This window comes from Pseudoalteromonas sp. BDTF-M6 (assembly GCF_018334135.1).
Classification (GTDB): Bacteria; Pseudomonadota; Gammaproteobacteria; order Enterobacterales; family Alteromonadaceae; genus Pseudoalteromonas.
In genome coordinates this window covers 1-14237 of record NZ_JAGXTQ010000007.1, presented here as the reverse complement: position 1 = coordinate 14237, position 14237 = coordinate 1, and the positions used below count along the sequence as shown (strand labels likewise).

Below are 14237 nucleotides of genomic sequence, written 5' to 3'. Positions count from 1 at the left end.
AGAGGTTCAACTTGAATTGAACTCAACACCCTTGAGTAAGTTTCACTAGAAAGGGCTGTATAGACGTCTAAATGGCTGTTATAGTTGTTTCATCAACCGCATATGGGAATGAGGATCATGGCGCTAACACTGCAAGAGAAAATTGAAGACCCCCGCCAAGGGGTTTACCTTATCGGCACCACGCCACCAAAGACAGGCACCGACGACACCAAGCTGCAAGCCATTGCCGAAAAGCTGCTTGGGCGCTTACACGAAATCGAGTACGACGGCGTGGTGGTTTACGATATTCAAGATGAAAGCAGCCGCACCAATGTGCCCCGCCCTTTTCCGTTTAAAGAGACCATTGACCCGCGTCACTACAGTGGCTTGTTGCGTCGTTTGTCACAGCTCGATGTGATCACCTATAAGAGCGTGGCCCAGCGCAGCGCCGGCGAGTTTAACCAGTGGTTAGATACCACCTACCAGGAATATAACCTCAATAATCTGGTCTTGGTCGGCAGTCCATCGTCATCCGGTGACATAAAGCTGAGCCTGAACGATGCCTATAGCCACCTTGGCGAGCACGACCACGATTTCTTTTTGGGTGGCGTCACCATAGCCGAGCGCCATGCCAGCAAGGGTAATGAGCACGAGCGTTTGCTGACGAAAACGGACCAAGGTTGTAAGTTTTTCATCTCGCAAGCGGTCTACAACGCCCAGGCGACCATAGACTTGATCACCAGCTATGCCCGCAGCTGTCGCCAGCAAGGTCTGACGCCGCAGCGTATTATCCTCACCTTTACACCCTGCGGTGGTGAAACCACCCTGGACTTTATGCAGTGGCTGGGCATTTCCGTACCCGAGGCAACCAAGTGGCGCATGCTCGATGCTGACAACACCTTAAGTGAGTCGGTGCGTATTTGCCGTGAGAACCTGGATTTAATTCTGCGTAGCTGTGCTCATTTAGGGGTGCCGTTGGGGTTAAACATCGAGTCTTTAACCAATCGTAAAGAAGAGATCGATGCGTCGATTAACCTTTATCGCCTGCTTAAAGCGACCATGGAGTTAAGTCTGGCCGAGCGCCTTATCGCTTAAACGTCTATCGATTTACCCATCATTCTTTTGCTTAACTTTTGCGCCACCACATATGGTGGCGCTTTTATTATAAAAATTGCCTCTTTAAACCCTTTAGCAACTTACAGCGTCTAACCCCTTAAATTAATAGGGACTTTTACAATGTTTGTAGCAAGATTCATTAAACTCACAGCGTTATTAATCACGGTACTTTTTCATCAGACCTGGGCCAGCTCTGATTTAACCGCTATCCATTCACTGAATAAAACCATCACGCCTGAGCAGATGCACGATGACATTGATACATGGTGGCGCTGGGTCAAAGATACTCATCCTGATTTGTCTTTGCGCATTGAGGATATCAAGACTTTTGAAAGTAAGTTAAATGAACTCAAAAGTGAGCTTGATTCTCCCCTAAGCGTTAATGAATTTCTCACACACATTAGTGTTTTGAACGGTCAATTCAATGATGGTCATATGAATATAATGATCCCTAGCCAGCGTCGCCTAGTGGAGCAACTCGCTAATGACAATCAGGGTTTATTTCCATTTGAGGTCAAGATAAGGGAAGGTGAAATTTCTATCGCCAGTAAACTCGGTGGAGAAAAAAGTCCATATGAGAACGCGCGCATTGTCGCCATCAACAACCAACCCATAGAGTCGATTTACACTAGATTGATGTCACGAATGTATGGTGACACTGTTCGCCATAGGGAAGCGCTGCTAAGCACCAAGTTTGCTTTGTACTACTGGTTGTTTATTGGCAAAAAGGAGGAGTTTATTATTGAGTTTAGTGATAAGTCCCTCCCTCGCACTTTGATTGTTGACGCTTCAAAAAGCAAGCCTATGAGCATGAGCAAGCCTACCTTTGATGATACATTTAAGTTTGAGATTCTAAGTGCAGGTGAAGCCAAAATGACCATCAATGAGTTCTGGTGGCATGACAAACAGGCATTCTACGACTTTACTCGCGACGCATTCAAAACCATACAAGAGCACAACATACAGCATCTGATCATTGACGTGAGTCTTAATCGCGGTGGTGATGATGATATGTGGAAGAAGGGCCTACTCACCTATATCGCCGATAAGCCCTACAGGCACACCAGCTTCTACCAAAAAAAAGTGATTGCAGCACATCAGGATGAGGGAGAAAAAATCGGTGACGTCGTCAGCAGACAATATGAAAAATACGAGCGCAGTGATGTCTCTAACCCTTTGCATTTTAGTGGTAAAGTAAGCGTTATTATTGGAGTACAAACCTACTCTTCCGCTATTTTGTTTGCCAATACGGTTCAAGACCATGAGTTTGGTCGCCTTGTAGGAGCACCCACGGGCGGGTACAGCTGGCAAACGGGTGGAATTCAGTTTTTCACTTTACCCAACTCAAACCTACGTGCAGTAAGTCCCCGGTTTTACTTAGTGCGCCCAAGTGGGCGAGGGCTAAATCAGGTTGTTAAACCAAATACAAATGAACAAGCACAGTGAATACCCTGCTTGTTCATTTTTATGATTATTTCTTACGCCATTTACCATCGACCTTGACCATGTGTCCGGGAGCGGTCTTTTCAATGGCCTTGGCGCCGGCCAGGGCTTCAACCTGACTGAGGCTGATGCCATTTTTCTTGGCCAAGGACAGGTATTTAGCCTTGCGCTTGGCATTGATCTCGGTGATCAGTTGCTGCGCCTCGGCAGAGTCTTGCACCAACGCCAGGTAACCAGTGCTGGTTTCACCGACAATGCCCTGGGCCTTGGCCTGATCTAAGGTCAGCGCCCAGGCACTAAAGGCCAACATGGTCGCACTTAGTAACATAGTCCATTTAACTAGTTTCATATTCGCCTCCTAAAATAGCTCGCTGTCGTCGCCGAAAAGTTCATCGAGTTCTTTATCTACTTTAACGCGAATTTCATGATCCACTTTCACGTTAAGGTTGATGGTGATCGGCTCTTTACTCTCTACCTCGACCTTATGGGTACAACCCATTAGGGTTAACGCGCCGACTAAGGCCACCAGCATTCGCGTACTCATTGCTTTACTCCTTCGCTTGATACTCTTGCTCTACTCTTTTGGTGATTTCGTCACTTAAGCGCAGCGCTCTGAATAAGGTATAAATATTTTCCTGGTGATTATAGTTAAAATTAACTTCTTGTTGATGCTCGGGATTTTTTCCCTTCAATTGCATCGCCATAGTTAACCAACCATCGTGGGTTAAATCAACATCGGCATTAATACTGTTAATATCTAAATTCTCCAACATGGCCAACATGGGCCCTAACTGTTGCTGCTGCTCTTTAACCGCATTGAAGGCGGCGTTGTTATCTATGGTTAACTTACCCGCGGCCTGAGAGTATATGCGGCCATTTTCGATGCTGATCCCCTGCTCATTAAAGCGCAGCGGCAGCTCTGCGGCCAATAGCCCTTTGACGCTGATTCCCTGCTGCGGTTCCAGGGCAAGGACATTTTCGGCGCGGATCCCCTCGAGCTTTAACAGCGTCGGCACCCGCTCCTTCCCCAGAGTGGTTAGATAAAGCTTATCCAGTGCAAAGGTACCATCAAAAATATTGCCCTGTACCTGGCTGATATAAAGGTCTTCATCCATTCCAAGCATACCAGACACCTCTTTTAATACTGGGCCGGCGCGCACTTCACTTAGGGTAAACTTAGTCGTATCGAGCTGAAGTGCACCTGAATTCACACTGCCTGTCGGGGCCAGGGTAAAGGACTGGGCCAGGTAGCTCTGATACAAGATATCGGCGTTATTGATATCCATTTGCCAATCAAAGCGTTCCAGCAGCGCATCCCCCTCAAGATGCAAGGATACGGTGCCGCCGCTGAGCACCAGTTCGGGCTCAAGTTGCTGTACCAGGGGCATAAAGGTAGGCAGCTCGGTGTCATTGATAACCACACTTAGGGCATGGGCGTTGTCGCTCCAGTTATGCTTGAGCAGCGCTTCTACATCTTGCCAAGAAGCGATATGAGTGCCCTCGATAACACGACTAAAGCTCAGGTTGCTGTCGAGCTCAAGGCCACTTAAGCGTACCCCCTCCAGCTCTAAGTCTCCTGCCTGGCTTTGCACTTTAGCCTGCGCCTGCCGCTCGCCGGCAGCCAGGGCATTGGCGTTAATATGATATTGCTGCGTCACGGTGCGCGCCTTCAACCGAGGACTATTGAGCGCCGCCACCGCAGTGGTTAGCTTGGCTTCGACTTGGCCATCAGCAGCAAGCGACCCATCCAGGGCCAGTGCCAGGTTCTTTAACCGATAATCCTGATAACTTAAGGCCGGGGTTTCCACATCAGCGCGCAACCACCCGGAGCCCAGATAGTCGTAACCAAACTGGCCTTTTGCCTGCAGCGGCTGATATTCAAGTTCGGGTTGCGGCGGCAAGGCTACTTGACCCAGGAAGTGCCCTTGCAGCTGCTTCTCGGTCAGGGTGCCCTGGCTTTGCAGCGAGCCGATACCGTCTAATTGCGCCGCCAACAGATACTCACTACTTAAGGTCAGGGTTTGCCAATTGCCCAGGCTGTTGTTTGCTTCAATCAGGATTGACTGCTGCCCCGCCCGGTTAGCCATGCTTAATGCGGGCAGGCTAAACTCGCCGCTCATATTGACCGTCATAGTTTGGCCACTACTCAGCTGCCAAGGCTTTTCGGCCAGCTCTCCCAGGTAGGCACTGTACTTATCCAAGGTCTGACAATGGCTTAGAGCGCCCAGTTCGGTCTGTAACTGCTGGGCAGTAATACGGTATTGCTGCATGTCGTCGGATTGAATATGCACCTGCCCCTGACTTGCAAGCTGCCATAGGCATTGGGGCTCGGTGCGCAACTCGCCATCAAGATGCAGGGCTAAAGTAGCATCCAGGCTATTGCCCCAAAACTCGCCTTTGAGCGCCAATTGAGCCACATCCGCATGCCAGTCCAGCGCATGATTTTGCTGCGTTTTAATATACTCGCCCAACACCTTGGTAAAATCGCGCTCAAGGGCTACGTCTACCTCAATGGCATCGGCTTTGAGCAACCATTGGCCCTGGATATCACCCGTGATTTGAAAATGATTGATTTGCGTTTCTTCAATAGCGAAGGTCATGGGGCGACTGAAGTCGACAAAGCTGACCTTGGCTTCGGCTATGCTCAGTAGGGGTCTTTTTAGTGGCAACAATAAGGCCAGAGGTGCTGGCTGCCACGGGCTGGCTTGTTTACCTTGGTTATCATCGCCGACGATGGGGCCCGCTTGAACATGCGCTCTTGCTATATGCAAGGCCGTCGGCGTTAGGGTAACGCCTTCCAAGGTCAAAGCATGACCCTGATATTCGAGGCAAAGCCGGTCGGCATCTATGGCTAACAACTGGGAGCCCCATTGCCAGCGCGCGCAGGTCAGCGTGGCGCCCTGGTGTTGCAAATAATGCTTGGCCAGCATGTGGGTAAGTTCGCTGCGAAATCCATAGGCCACCGCAAGCGCGGTGACAAGCACTAAGATTACTCCAAGTAATATTAAAAAAGCCTTCCGCAGCATAGCCTTCCTTTAGCTGAACCCTTGCTCTAATAATACTAACACGGAGAAACTGAATACGCCGCACACAAAAAAGGCTGCAAATGCAGCCTTTTTGTTATCTTTGGTAATTAACCCGGGAATTAATCCAGGTATTAGCCAATGTGTTTACGTGCGTTACGGAACATACGCATCCACGGGCTATCTTCTTTCCACTCATCCGGGTGCCATGAGTTAGCCACGGCGCGGAATACACGCTCTGGGTGTGGCATCATTACTGTCGCACGACCATCGGTAGAGGTAATACCCGAGATTGCCTCTGGTGAACCATTCGGGTTCGCCGGGTATTGCATGGTTGGGTTACCGTAGTTGTCCACGTACTTAACCGCAACCGTACCTGAGTTAACCGCCGTTTGAATCGCCGCATCGTTAGCGAACTCGGCACGACCTTCACCGTGTGAAACGGCAATAGGCATACGTGAACCGGCCATGCCATTGAAGAACACAGACGGGCTGTCTTGTACTTCAACCAGAGCAACACGCGCTTCGAAACGCTCACTTTGGTTGGTTACGAAACGTGGCCAGTGCTCTGTGCCTGGGATCAATTCGCGCAGCGTCGACATCATCTGACAGCCATTACACACACCTAGGCTGAAGGTATCTTGACGCTCGAAGAAGGTTTGGAATTGCTCGCGCGCCATGTCATTGAATAGAATTGACTTAGCCCAACCTTCACCGGCACCTAATACGTCACCGTATGAGAAGCCACCACAAGCTACCAGGCCTTTAAACTCTTCAAGAGTCAAACGCCCTTCAAGGATGTCGCTCATGTGTACGTCGATGGCCGCAAAGCCGGCACGGTTAAATGCCGCCGCCATTTCCACGTGAGAGTTAACACCTTGCTCACGCAAGATAGCCATCTTCGGCTTAGCACCGGTGGCAATGTAAGGCGCAGCAACATCTTCATTGATGTCGAAGCTTAGCTTCACATTCAGACCTGGGTCTTTCGCATCCGCTTTTGCGTCATGCTCTTGCTGTGCACAAGCTGGGTTATCACGTAGTGACTGCATCTGATACGTGGTTTCAGCCCAGGCTAAACGAAGCTCGGTACGGCTGTTATCAACAAGTGCAGCACCGCCGCGCTTGATGATTAGCTGATCGGCATCGTTCAAGGTACCAATCTCGTGGCTCATTGCCGCAAGGCCGTTATCCGCAAGTACCGCTTTAACCGCTTCCAGGTCGCTATTACGCACCTGAATAACCGCACCTAGCTCTTCGTTAAATAGCACTTCAAGGTCAGAACCCGCTAGCGCGTCTAGCTCAAGCGTCACACCTGTGTGACCAGCAAACGCCATTTCCGCAACGCTTACGAATAGACCACCGTCTGAACGGTCATGGTACGCAAGCAGTTTCTCTTCGCTTACAAGCGCCTGCATGGCTTCGAAGAAGCCTTTTAGTAGCTCTGGGCTATCGACGTCAGGGGTCTTGTCGCCAAGTTGCTTGTAAACCTGTGCCAGGCTCGATGCACCCATACGGTTTTGGCCAGCGCCCAGGTCGATAAGTAGCAGCGTTGACTCGCCTTTGTCGGTGCGCAGCTGCGGCGTTACCGTTTTACGAATGTCTTCAACACGGCCAAACGCAGTGATAACCAGTGACAATGGCGCAGTTACCGCCTTGTCTTCGCCGTTATCCTGCCAGGTGGTCTTCATCGACATCGAATCTTTACCCACCGGGATAGTCAGGCCAAGTGCTGGACACAGCTCTTCGCCCACGGCTTTAACGGCTTCATATAGACCGGCATCTTCACCCGGGTGACCCGCTGCTGCCATCCAGTTTGCAGATAGCTTGATGTTATGCAATGAACCAATATCCGCACAGGCGATGTTAGTCAGTGACTCGGCTACCGCTAGACGAGCAGAAGCACCGAAGTTAAGCAGTGCCGCCGGGGTACGCTCACCCATTGACATGGCTTCACCATGGTAGGTGTCAAATGCTGCAGCTGTTACCGCACAGTTTGCTACCGGCACCTGCCATGGACCCACCATCTGGTCGCGCGCAACCAGACCGGTTACCGAGCGGTCACCAATGGTGATAAGGAAGGTTTTCTCTGCAATCGCAGGCAAACGAAGTAAACGTTGAACCGCGTCTTTTACTGTAATCTGAGCAGTTTCTAGCGCTTCACCTTGTGCTTGTTTTGACGTTACGTCACGGTGCATCTTAGGTGCTTTACCAAGTAGTACTTCAAGAGGAAGGTCTACCGGGTTGTTGCCGAAGTGTGAGTCGGCAACGCGCAGGTGACGCTCTTCGGTCGCCGTACCAATAACCGCATATTGCGCGCGCTCACGCTTACAGATTTGCTCGAAACGTTCGAAGTTTTCTTCTGCTACTGCAAGAACATAACGCTCTTGTGATTCGTTACACCAGATTTCGTGCGGCGCCATGCCCGGCTCATCGTTTGGTACGTTACGAAGCTCGAAAATACCACCACGGCCACCGTCGTCTACCAACTCAGGGAAGGCATTTGATAGACCGCCCGCACCCACATCGTGGATAAAGGCGATTGGGTTGTCATCGCCTAGCTGCCAACACTTGTCGATTACTTCCTGACAACGACGCTCCATTTCTGGGTTTTCACGTTGTACAGAGGCAAAGTCTAGATCTTCGTTTGATTGACCCGATGCCATAGATGAAGCAGCACCGCCACCCAGGCCGATGTTCATCGCCGGGCCACCCAACACGATTAGCTTGGCGCCAACAGGGATTTCACCTTTTTGTACGTGCTCGGTACGGATGTTACCTAGACCACCGGCGATCATGATTGGCTTGTGGTAACCACGCACCTCTTCACCATTGTGGCTGTTTACTAATTCTTCGTAGGTACGGAAGTAACCCAATAGGTTTGGACGACCGAATTCGTTGTTAAACGCCGCGCCACCCAGAGGACCTTCGATCATGATATCTAGCGCTTCAACAATGCGACCCGGTTTACCGTACTTGGTTTCCCATGGCTGTTCAAAGCCAGGAATACGCAGGTTAGATACGCTGAAACCAACTAGGCCCGCTTTTGGCTTAGAACCACGACCCGTTGCACCCTCGTCACGGATTTCACCACCTGAACCGGTAGATGCACCCGAGAACGGAGAAATAGCCGTTGGGTGGTTGTGGGTTTCAACCTTCATCAGGATTTCGATATTTTCTTGATGATAGGTGTATTCGCCGACAAAATCAGGGAAGAAACGACCCGCTACCGAGCCTTTCATTACGGCGGCGTTATCTTTATAGGCAGATAATACGTTTACGCTGCTTTGCTCGTAGGTGTTTTTGATCATTTTGAACAGCGACTTAGACTGCTCAACACCGTCGATGGTCCAATCGGCGTTAAAGATTTTGTGACGGCAATGCTCAGAGTTAGCCTGGGCGAACATAAATAGTTCGATGTCGTTCGGGTTACGACCCAGCTTCTGGAAGTTCTCTACCAGGTAGTCTATTTCGTCGTCCGCTAAAGCGAAGCCCTGCTCAACATTCGCTTTTGCTAGCGCTTCACGGCCACCACCTAGAATATCTACCGATGACATCGGACGCGGCTGCTCATTGGTGAACAACTTGCTGGCATCTTCAAGTGAACTATGTGTCGCTTCGGTCATGCGGTCGTGTAGCAGTGCAGAAACCTCTTGCTGCTGCTCGGCGCTTAAGTCACCTTCAACATAGTAGGCGATACCACGCTCGATGCGGTGAACCTGAGTTAGACCACAGTTATGAGCGATATCGGTGGCCTTTGAAGCCCAAGGTGAAATCGTCCCTGGACGCGGCGTTACCAAGATCAGCGTACCTTGTGGTTCGTGCTCTGGAATATGCGGCCCGTAGGTTAGTAGTTTCTCAAGCTTAGTATGCTCGTCGGCACTTAGCTCTGCTGTTAAGTCAGCAAAGTGCATAAACTCGGCATAAACATCGGTTACGGGAAGGTTAGCTTGCTTACACTGAGTAAGCACTTTTTGAACGCGAAAATCGGAAAGTGCTGGCGCACCGCGAAGGATCAACATAGGTATTATCATCCGGGGTTAAGGATTGAACGACAGTTGCCGCGCATTATACTTAATTTCCCTTAAAATGCGAGTTAAAGGGGGCACGACAAGGACGATTGTCCGCATTTATTAACTCCAGCCATACCACATTAAAGTAGTGGTGACGCAAGGCCTTGGTTTTGTTATAAGAGTAGCTTACAAGGCGATAGGGGCTGGCTGTGAGATTATTTTTGTTATCAATTGCTTTAGTGGCACTTTTTGGCTGTAGTGAGCCACAACAACCAACGCAACTGGAACATATTTATCACACCAAAACATTAAGGGTGGGCACCCTCGCCGGCGCCAGTAACTATTATCAAGGCACCCAGGGCGAGCAAGGTTTTGAGTACGAGCTGGCCCAGGAGTTTGCCGACTATATGGGCGTTAAGCTCGAAATAGTGCCCTTTTTCAGCCTCAGCGATATGTTTGCGCGCCTTGATAACGGCTCTCTGGATCTCATCGCCTCGGGGATCGGCTATTCGCCGAGCCGCGCCGAGTTGTATCGCTTTGGCCCAAGCTATCGCACCATCAGCCAAAAGCTGGTCTATAAACAAGGACGCCCTCGCCCCCGAGGATTCGAAGATCTTGAGGGCACGCTGACCGTATTGGAGCGCAGCAGCCACTCGCAAAGCCTGCTGCGAGCGCAAAAGCAATTTCCGCAGCTCACCTGGAATGAAACCGATGAACTGGATGAATCCGAGCTGCTGCAGGCCATTATCGACGGTGAAATCGATTACACCCTGGCCGACTCCCATACCCTGGCGTTGTTTCGTCGTTATCACCCCAATCTCAGCATCGGTTTTTCGGTGACTCGTAACGACCCCATCGCCTGGTTAATGCGCAAGGACGATGATGATTCTCTTTATGCCCTGATGATCGAGTTTTTCGGCGAGGTAAAAGAAAACAACCGTCTTTACGCGTTAGAAGAAAAATACTTTGGTCATGTACGCCAGTTTAATTATGTAAACACCTTGGCCTTTATTGAGGCCGTGGCCGATACCCTGCCCAAATATGCGCACTGGTTTAAGCAATATGCTAATGAGCTCGACTGGCGTCTGCTGGCGGCTCTGAGCTACCAGGAGTCGATGTGGGACCCCCGCGCTAAATCGCCCACCGGGGTGCGCGGCATCATGATGCTGACCCTGCCTACCGCCAAACAGGTGGGGGTAAAAAACCGCCTTAAGCCGGAACAAAATATTGATGGCGGTGCCAAATACCTGCGTTATTTACTGGAGCGTGTACCGGATCGCATTCCACAACCGGATCGCACCTGGTTCGCCTTAGCTTCTTACAATGTTGGCTGGGGTCATGTGAACGATGCTCGAGCGCTCACCGAGCGCGGTGGCGACGATCCGGACAAATGGGCGGACGTTAAAAAATACCTACCGCTGCTAGTGAAGAAACGTTATTATCGAACTACAAAGTATGGTTATGCGCGTGGAGATGTTGCCGTAACCTACGTAGATAATATAAGGCGCTACTACGACACCTTGGTATGGCTAGACGAAAACCAAGCCCTGGATGTCGCCGATGCCAGCGCCACGGAAGAATCAGCAGGAATGCCATAAAACTGTCACTTAAACGTGATGTGATGGTAGCTCTCCCCTCTCACTTTCAGGAGAAGTACTATGTTGAAACGTCGTAGAACGCATAGCTTTAAACAACGCGTGCTATTTTCTAGCGCCAAACGTCGCCGAGTGCTAAGAAAGAGCACTCACAGTAAAATCCTCTGGCGCTGTCGCCTGTTTGCCGCCCAGCAAATGGAAGAGCTAGAGCAACAGCGTATGGCGGAGTCTTAATCCTCCTCCGTGCGCTGCTGTCGCGCTTTCTTCAATTCCTTATGTTCCTGCCGACGACGTTTAAAAAACGCCGATAACTGTGCCGAGCACTGTTCAGCCAATACTCCGGATGTCACCTCGAGTTGATGATTTAACCTTGGCTCCTGCACCAGATTCATAATCGAACCCGCCGAGCCTGTTTTCAGATCCGTAGCTCCGAACACCAAACGCTCGATACGGCTGTGCACCAAGAGCCCGGCACACATAGAGCAAGGCTCCAGGGTGACATATAGGGTGCAATCAATAAGTCGGTAGTTGCTAAGCACCTCACCGGCGGCTCGAATCGCCATCATTTCTGCATGGGCGGATGGGTCATTCAAGGTGATAGATTGATTCCAGCCCTCGGCAATCAGCTGGTTATCCTTAACCACCACCGCACCTACTGGAATTTCTCCTATTTGTTCAGCACGTTGCGCACAAGCCAAGGCTTTGTGCATCCAATACTGATCATCAAATTCACTCATATTCGCTCAAATAGCTACAATAAAGGGGCAATTATATCGCTATTTCGGGCAATTTTATAAGCCATGGCATAGCCTGCGAGGGCAAATTTAAGCTATAATTCGCCGCTTTTTTTGTTCTATGAATACCGCAAACGGGTAAGTCATGAAGTTTCCTGGTCGTCGAAGACACAAACATTATTTTCCGGTGGAAGAGAAAGATCCACTTACTAATCAAATTAATGCCGAGTCGCGACTCAAGCGCAGCTACATTGTCGGCATTGATCAGATCGTGGTCGATATTGAAGCCAAGGTCGATTTAGCTTTTCTTGATGAGTTTGGTCTACGTCGAGGCATGTCTCAGGTGATCGACAGTGAAACCACCAATGCCTTGTATGATCGTCTTAAACTAAACGAGATGATTGATTACGAGTTTGCCGGTGGCACCATTGGCAATACCATGCATAATTATTCTGTGCTGGCCGATGATCGCTCGGTATTACTTGGCGTTATGAGTGAGAACATAAAAATAGGCAGCTATGCCTATCGTTTCTTGTGTAACACCTCAAGCCGCGTCGATTTGGATTACCTTCAGCCCGTGGACGGTCCTATCGGCCGCTGCTTTACCCTCATTGATGAAAGTGGTGAACGTACCTTTGCCATCAGTGCGGGCTTAATGAACCACCTGCGCCCCGAGTCTATCAGCAAAGAGCTTATCGAAAACTCTTCGGCCCTAGTGATCAGCGCCTATCTTATGCGTACTCAGGGCGTAGAGACCATGACCGACGCCACTATGCAGGCGGTCAAGTACGCCAATGATGCCGGCGTGCCTGTGGTACTTACTCTGGGCACCCGCTTTTTGATCGAACAAGACCCCAAATGGTGGGCGGAGTTTGTCCAAAAGCACGTTGATATTCTCGCCATGAATGAAGAAGAAGGCGAGGCCATTACCGGCTTTACCGACCCGCTGTTGGCTGCAGACAAGGCGCTAGACTGGGTTGACCTGGTGATCTGCACCGCCGGAGAAAAAGGCATGTTTATGGCCGGTTATGTCGATGACCCCTGTAAGCGCGAGACCGAGTACCCGCTATTGCCCGGTGCTATTGCCGACTTTAACCGCTATGAATTTTCTCGCGCCATGCGCAAGCAGGACTGTGAAGCCCCGTTAAAAGCATACAGCCATACCGCTCCGTTTATGGGTGGACCGGATAGCATTAAAAACACCAATGGCGCCGGTGATTGTGCCTTGGCCGCTGTGCTCCACGATATCAGCGCTAACGAATACCATAAGTTGAATGTACCAAACTCGGCCAAACATGAGCAGGCGGCAATCACCTACTCGTCTTTAGCGCAGATCAGCAAGTATGCAAACCGTGCCAGCTACGAAGTATTGGTACAGCACTCACCACGCTTAACTCGCGGCCTTCCAGAGCGCGAAGATTGCTTAGAGCAGGCCTATTGGGAACAGTAAATAGCCCTTGTGAATCATTATATTAAGCCGCTTATATAGCGGCTTTTTTGTTTATGGCTATCCTTAAAATAACTAATACTCTGAATGGCGTTAATTCCTTTGCTAAGTAAGTTTGTGCAAAAGCTACGAGCATACCGTACCTTGATTGCCATAACTGTAGGTGTGGGTTTGGTGATTAGTGGCACTTGCATTGCGCTCATTCCGTCAGACTTAGGCTTTGACCTTATGGGACCCCTTGTCATCTTCCCTTGGGGTCTTTTGTGCATTGCCTTTGTTCGTCGACCTTCTGCCCCAGAGGTTGTCTTCTTCGCTGTATTTGCACTGTCCGGTCTTGCTTGGCCATTGCTCTAAGTCTTTGGATACCTAATCGGAGCGAAACTTGTATTTTGATAAGCCCTAAACGCCAGAACGCAAAAAACCCGCTCATTGAGCGGGTTTCTTTAATAAGGCCCTGACGATGTTCTACTTTCACATGGCAAATGCCACACTATCATCGACGCTGTTTCGTTTCACTACTGAGTTCGGCATGGGGTCAGGTGGTTCCAAAACGCTATGGTCGTCAGGAAAAAATTGTAAATTCGGAAAGCTTTATAAGTAATGTGTCTACTTCAGTCTTTAATTTCTAACTTCTAACTTAACAGTCTCACACCATTTTGGCGTTGTATGGTTAAGCCTCACGGGTAATTAGTACAGGTTAGCTTAACGCCTCACAGCGCTTCCACATCCTGCCTATCAACGTTGTAGTCTTCAACGGCCCTTTAGTGGAGTCGAACTCCAAGTGAGAACTCATCTCGAGGCTCGCTTCCCGCTTAGATGCTTTCAGCGGTTATCGATTCCGAACGTAGCTACCGGGCAATGCAATTGGCATCACAACCCGAACACCAGCG

Annotated in this window: 10 protein-coding genes and 2 rRNA genes; 5 read left to right on the top strand and 7 right to left on the bottom strand. The window is 50.0% G+C overall.

Translation table 11 applies throughout. From position 1 onward, the window contains the following. The first annotated feature begins 117 nt into the window (after nt 1-117). Together KD147_RS14680 and KD147_RS14675 are read left to right on the top strand one after the other, a co-directional pair. Nucleotides 118-1074, top strand: a complete 957-nt coding sequence (locus KD147_RS14680; protein ID WP_212548331.1) for a methylenetetrahydrofolate reductase — start codon at nt 118-120, stop codon at nt 1072-1074. 141 nt (nt 1075-1215) lie between these two features. Continuing rightward, a complete protein-coding gene (locus tag KD147_RS14675; RefSeq protein ID WP_212548330.1) occupies nt 1216-2541 on the top strand; it encodes a S41 family peptidase in 1326 nt (441 codons plus the stop codon). A gap of 25 nt (nt 2542-2566) precedes the next feature. On the opposite strand, the gene KD147_RS14670 is transcribed toward KD147_RS14675, so the two are convergent. From KD147_RS14670 to purL, 4 genes are all read right to left on the bottom strand, one after another. After that, the gene (locus KD147_RS14670; protein ID WP_212548329.1) at nt 2567-2887 is read right to left on the bottom strand and encodes a YdbL family probable chaperone protein; all 321 of its coding nucleotides are present in this window, start codon (nt 2885-2887) and stop codon (nt 2567-2569) included. Nucleotides 2888-2896: 9 nt separating this feature from the next. Further along, nucleotides 2897-3082 carry a YnbE family lipoprotein gene (locus KD147_RS14665; protein WP_425416044.1) on the bottom strand — a complete coding sequence of 62 codons (186 nt, stop codon included), beginning with the start codon at nt 3080-3082 and terminating at the stop codon, nt 2897-2899. A 4-nt stretch (nt 3083-3086) separates the two neighbouring features. Beyond that, nucleotides 3087-5522 (bottom strand): intermembrane phospholipid transport YdbH family protein, encoded by a 2436-nt coding sequence (locus tag KD147_RS17035; protein WP_212548328.1) that lies wholly within the window; start codon nt 5520-5522, stop codon nt 3087-3089. 173 nt (nt 5523-5695) lie between these two features. Beyond that, nucleotides 5696-9580, bottom strand: a complete 3885-nt coding sequence (purL, locus tag KD147_RS14655) for a phosphoribosylformylglycinamidine synthase (RefSeq protein WP_212548327.1) — start codon at nt 9578-9580, stop codon at nt 5696-5698. A 200-nt stretch (nt 9581-9780) separates the two neighbouring features. On the opposite strand from purL, the gene mltF reads away from it, so the two are divergent. Both mltF and KD147_RS14645 read left to right on the top strand, forming a co-directional pair. Then, nucleotides 9781-11169: a membrane-bound lytic murein transglycosylase MltF gene (gene mltF, locus KD147_RS14650; RefSeq protein WP_349304702.1), complete on the top strand. Its 1389-nt coding sequence runs from the start codon at nt 9781-9783 to the stop codon at nt 11167-11169. Nucleotides 11170-11229: 60 nt separating this feature from the next. Then, complete coding sequence (locus KD147_RS14645) at nt 11230-11400, top strand: hypothetical protein (protein ID WP_199883039.1); 171 nt, start codon at nt 11230-11232, stop codon at nt 11398-11400. On the opposite strand, the gene tadA is transcribed toward KD147_RS14645, so the two are convergent. Further along, nucleotides 11397-11903: a tRNA adenosine(34) deaminase TadA gene (tadA, locus tag KD147_RS14640; protein WP_212548326.1), complete on the bottom strand. Its 507-nt coding sequence runs from the start codon at nt 11901-11903 to the stop codon at nt 11397-11399. The genes KD147_RS14645 and tadA overlap by 4 nt on opposite strands. A 142-nt stretch (nt 11904-12045) precedes the next feature. Between tadA and KD147_RS14635 the strand changes: the two genes are divergently transcribed. Beyond that, complete coding sequence (locus KD147_RS14635; RefSeq protein WP_212548325.1) at nt 12046-13350, top strand: inosine/guanosine kinase; 1305 nt, start codon at nt 12046-12048, stop codon at nt 13348-13350. A 449-nt stretch (nt 13351-13799) separates the two neighbouring features. Here the strand turns inward: KD147_RS14635 and rrf are convergent. Both rrf and KD147_RS14625 read right to left on the bottom strand, forming a co-directional pair. Further along, a 5S ribosomal RNA gene (gene rrf, locus KD147_RS14630) occupies nt 13800-13914 on the bottom strand. Between the two features lie 99 nt (nt 13915-14013). Further along, nucleotides 14014-14237, bottom strand: a 23S ribosomal RNA gene (locus KD147_RS14625); the annotation flags it as partial.

What these genes read in the sequence shown, in the direction of transcription:
- KD147_RS14680 (WP_212548331.1), top strand. Translation starts at nt 118, where the DNA reads ATGGCGCTAACACTGCAAGAGAAAATTGAAGACCCCCGCCAAGGGGTT.
- KD147_RS14670 (WP_212548329.1), bottom strand. Translation starts at nt 2,887, where the DNA reads ATGAAACTAGTTAAATGGACTATGTTACTAAGTGCGACCATGTTGGCC.
- KD147_RS14635 (WP_212548325.1), top strand. Translation starts at nt 12,046, where the DNA reads ATGAAGTTTCCTGGTCGTCGAAGACACAAACATTATTTTCCGGTGGAA.
- KD147_RS14665 (WP_425416044.1), bottom strand. Translation starts at nt 3,082, where the DNA reads ATGAGTACGCGAATGCTGGTGGCCTTAGTCGGCGCGTTAACCCTAATG.
- KD147_RS14675 (WP_212548330.1), top strand. Translation starts at nt 1,216, where the DNA reads ATGTTTGTAGCAAGATTCATTAAACTCACAGCGTTATTAATCACGGTA.
- KD147_RS14645 (WP_199883039.1), top strand. Translation starts at nt 11,230, where the DNA reads ATGTTGAAACGTCGTAGAACGCATAGCTTTAAACAACGCGTGCTATTT.
- purL (WP_212548327.1), bottom strand. Translation starts at nt 9,580, where the DNA reads ATGTTGATCCTTCGCGGTGCGCCAGCACTTTCCGATTTTCGCGTTCAA.
- tadA (WP_212548326.1), bottom strand. Translation starts at nt 11,903, where the DNA reads ATGAGTGAATTTGATGATCAGTATTGGATGCACAAAGCCTTGGCTTGT.